The sequence below is a fragment of the Shewanella sp. GutDb-MelDb genome (assembly GCF_002836075.1).
Classification (GTDB): Bacteria; Pseudomonadota; Gammaproteobacteria; order Enterobacterales; family Shewanellaceae; genus Shewanella.
The window spans coordinates 1-3,747 of the sequence record NZ_PJBM01000029.1 but is presented as its reverse complement, the minus strand read 5'-3'; the positions used below and the strand labels follow the sequence as shown (position 1 = coordinate 3,747).

The following is a 3,747-nucleotide window of genomic DNA, read 5'->3' as shown; positions in this document are numbered from 1 at the left end:
ATCCCTTTATAAAAATCAGTATTTGCATGCTTAATAATGAGTTCAAGACAACGACTAGTCCAAGGTAACATATGCTGCAACATTAAGACTTTAATGATATCAAGCACATTTTCATTTTCCATATTTTCAGCAGCTTGCTCTAACAATCGATCTAAGGCAGCATAAATTAATGCTATATGATCACTTGGTTGATTATATTCTAAATCAAAACTGATTTCATTTTTTTTATAAAATCTCTTTAGCGATAATGTTGAGTCATCATTCAAAAGTTGTTGTTCACCTAAATATATTGATCCCCATGGCATAGCTACAGGTTTTCCGGGACCATAAAATAATTGACCATAATCTAATTTTAGGTCATTAAGCTTCACGGAAGACCAGGTGCGACAGTATAAAGAAAGTAAACATTTACCTTCTTTATAATATTTTGAATTTGCTAGTTGAGGCCAATTGCCACCAAGGTTACTGTCTTTAAAACTTTGAATAGATTCAAAATTAGGGTACCTCATTAATACATTATGTAGAACACGTGCAATGGCTTGAAACTCTAAATACTGTTCTGCTTTGTAATTTATTGTCATATTTCTACCCCGAATGAAAAAGAGGCGTCCTTACTAGACGCCATTTTTAATTAAACTTCCGAAAAATTCAATATTTGACCATTTCCATTAGACACCGGCTGACCATTCTTATTTGCCTTAATAATCAAGTTGGGACTAGTGATACCTTCCGGAGGCAACGGCGCGATATGACCATCACCATTACCATACTTAGTACGTAAGTTATCCATTGTGTCAAAATCCAAAGCACGCAATGGGCATGAACCTACACAAATTGGCTGCTTACCTTGAGCGACTCGATCATAGCAACCATCACACTTCGTCATCACTTTAAGCTTTTGATCTAGCTGCGGAGAATCATAAGGACAGGCTCTAGAGCAGCTTTCACAACCAATACAAAGATCAGTTATCACATGTACCAAACCATCTTCACGACGCTTATGCATTGCTCCAGTAGGACATGCTTTTACACATACTGGTTCACTACAATGATTACAGCTAATCGAAGTATAATAACTATAAACATTTTGTTCATAGCTACCATCAGTATTAGTTGACCAACTTCCGCCTCCATACTCATATACACGACGCCAGTTAATACCTGCTGGCAAATCTTTTCGGTCCTTACAAGATACATGACATGCTTTGCAACCAGTACACTTAGTAGTATCTAGATAAAAACCATATTGGGCTAATTCAATCATTTATATTACTCCATCAAGCTTTTGCAATCTGTACACGGTTAGTGTGTTGTGGGTTGCCTTTTGAAAAGGAAGTTGGCTGATAACGGGTTAGCGTATTAATACAACCACCAATATCGATAACATGTCCAGATTGACCAACACGACCTTCAGGGTCGGGTTTAAACCAAGCTCCTTGCCCTAGGGCTGCAGCTCCAGGAAGGATTCGAGGAGTTAAACGAACTGACAATTCAATAGTCCCACGTTTATTCCAAACATGTACCATGTCCCCTTGAGATAATCCTCGAGCTTCTCCATCTTCTGGATTCATCCAAATAGCATCTTCTACAGCTTCTCTTAGCCAAGGAACATTATGAAAACTTGAGTGCGCTCGTCCTTTTGTATGATAGCCAATCAGTTGGATAGGATAATCTTTAGCCGACTCTTGGTCTTGATATCCGTCCCATGTCACTTGATAGATCGGAATAGGAGATACATCATCCCCTAGTTCATCCGTAAAACTCATGGTATTTGAAAACTTTGCCCATGAGGTAGAGTAGATTTCTATCTTTCCTGATGGAGTATTAAAAGGAATGTTATTTTTAATATTACTTTCAAGGGCAACAATTTTTGTACCAAGAAAACGCTTAAACACTCCGATTTTTTGTGCTTCAGAAAATGTTGTAGGCATTGCTGGTGAAATGTTTGTATCACTATATGCGTTTCTTGCTTTATCGTAGAATAACTCTAACCACTCTATAGCTGATTTCCCTTCTGTAAATTCATTTTTGATTCCCATTTTATCTGCCAACAAACTACAGATATCATAAATCGATTTACACTCCCACATAGTCTCAACTGATGCGCTCATTGCAACTAAATAACCCATAGACCCTGGGTCGTGGCTAGAGTTTACAAAATCATCAGTTTCTAACCATGTTGAATCGGGCAAAATAATATCTGCAAATTTTGCTGAAGATGTCATCCAACAGTCACAGCTTACTATTAGTTCGACTAAAGATTCGTCTTCAAGAAGCTCTCTTGTATTATTTGTTTGAGAATGTTGATTTAACAAGGATGCATCACATACCGATATAATAGCTTTTATATTAGAACCTAACTTATCATCAAGGTGGGCTAACCCTTTAACTCCATCTTTCCTACCATTCATTTCCGTTCCACGATAGATTGCTTCATTCCATGTAAAGAAAGAAATTGATTCTTTAACAGTATTCAAGTGACTAAATTTATCAAGTTTAGAATTATATAGAATCCTAGAAGACGGTAGCTCACCGTTATTAACTCCTGACTGGCCTATTTTACCGGTCAGAATAGCAAGCATGTATATTGATCTAATGTTCTGTTCACCATTAGCGTGTCGATTTAATGACGCACCAGAGATAATGTAAGGTGCACTAGCATTTTTAATTTTATCAGCCAAGTTAATTATTTTAGCCTCAGGAATACCGCATATTTCAGCAGCCCACTTAACAGTTTTAGCTCCTGAACTATTAAATTCACCTTCCCCCATAATATAATCTTTATAATTTTTATTCGGGTCTATGTGAGGCACCAAGTCTAATTTATTAGCATCACCACTATTTTCAAAACTATTTTTAAGAGCCTCTAATGATTCACGGTCATAACCTATACAGTATTTGTCCAGAAACTCTTTAGAATTGTTATCAACCCAGCCAGAACTTATCATTTCATGAGCAATAGCAGACGCTAATGCAGCATCAGTCCCTGGACGAATGGGTAACCATTCATTTTCTTTCCCAAGCATCGAATCTGTATATCGAGGATCTATATTGATAACTTCCAAATTGGCATTTTTTTCTAACGCTTTTAAATAATCGTACCCCTGACCAGAACCACTTTGTGTAGTTTCGCTAGGGTTAAATCCAAAACTAACAAATAGGTCACTGTCTTCTAATGTAAATAATGAAGAGCCATTCATACTAGGGTAAGCAGGTGAATCTATCCCACCATAAGTCGCGAAAACAGCATCCATCTGTTTGCCAATAGAATAATTACCATAACTGCCAAGAAAACCACCTGTTAAGTTTAATAACCTTGAAAAACATGCAGATGCATTATTTACTCCGTAGTCAGCACCTGAACCCGCTTTTAAATAAATAGATTTGTTCCCATACTCATTTTTTATATGCGATAGTTTTTCTGCAATTTCTGATGTTGCTTCTTCCCAAGTAATAGGTACAAATTTTCCCTCACCACGCTTGCCAACACGTTTCATTGGTGTTTTTAAACGATCTGGAGCATAAGTTCGTTGTTTTAAAGACCGACCTCTAGCACAAGATCTTATTTGATGTGTATTTCCGTAATCATCTATGGTTTCAGAATCTGCCTCAATTCTAGTAACTACTCCATCCGAACTGTATACCTTTATGGGACAATTTGAAAAGCAATTGCATAGACATGCAGACCACCCACTATTTTCAATACCCACTTCAGGCGGCTTAGGTGGTACAACTTCAACATCTTTA

At 37.1% G+C, this 3,747-nt stretch carries 3 protein-coding genes; all 3 read right to left on the bottom strand.

The genetic code is table 11. From position 1 onward, the window contains the following. Positions 1-581, bottom strand: a 581-nt coding sequence (locus CXF82_RS00785) for a TorD/DmsD family molecular chaperone (protein ID WP_102043503.1), incomplete at its 3' end; no start/stop codon positions are given. Positions 582-631: 50 nt separating this feature from the next. Next, positions 632-1,264 carry a DMSO/selenate family reductase complex B subunit gene (locus CXF82_RS00780; protein WP_102038577.1) on the bottom strand — a complete coding sequence of 211 codons (633 nt, stop codon included), beginning with the start codon at positions 1,262-1,264 and terminating at the stop codon, positions 632-634. Between the two features lie 13 nt (positions 1,265-1,277). After that, a partial coding sequence (locus tag CXF82_RS00775; protein WP_102038576.1) for a DMSO/selenate family reductase complex A subunit occupies positions 1,278-3,747 on the bottom strand: 2,470 nt, incomplete at its 5' end.